This is a genomic window from Aeromonas sanarellii (assembly GCF_000820085.1).
Classification (GTDB): domain Bacteria; phylum Pseudomonadota; class Gammaproteobacteria; order Enterobacterales; family Aeromonadaceae; genus Aeromonas; species Aeromonas sanarellii.
Map to the genome: position 1 here is coordinate 1 of NZ_CDBN01000011.1, position 515 is coordinate 515.

Annotated in this window: 1 protein-coding gene; it reads right to left on the reverse strand. The window is 67.0% G+C overall.

The features are described 5' to 3' along the window. Positions 1-515: DNA translocase FtsK (locus tag BN1132_RS01860; protein WP_042074473.1), on the reverse strand; the 515-nt coding region annotated here is incomplete at both ends.

Here is a 515-nt window from a genome sequence, read left to right on the forward strand (position 1 = left end):
ATCGCGGGGGAGCCCGTGGTACCGGCCACCAGCAGGTGCGGCATCTTGGCGAGGTTCACCACCACGGGCTCCCCCGCGATGTCCTGGCCCAGCCCCATGGTCAGCGGATTGCGGCTGTCCCGAAACGCCTCGCAGTCGAGGGTCTCACGCAGGTAGACGGTCTGGCGCACCCGGTTGGGCAGTTCGATGCCGACATAGGTCTTGCCGGGGATCACCTCCACCACCCGCACGCTGCTGGCGGAGAGGGAACGGGCGAGATCCCGCGACAGGTTGGTGATCTTGCTCGCCTTCATGCCCGGCGCCAGATCCAGTTCGAAACGGGTGATGACGGGGCCCGGATAGACACCGACCACCTTGGCCTGCACGTTGTAGTCGGCGAGTTTCGCCTCCACCAGCCGGCCCATGCGCTCCAGCTCGTCCTTGCTCATCATCTGGGTCTTGGCAGGCGGCCTGTCCAGCAGCTCGATGCTCGGCAAGGGAGCCAGACCGGGCTGGGGACGGCGCTTGGCCTTGAC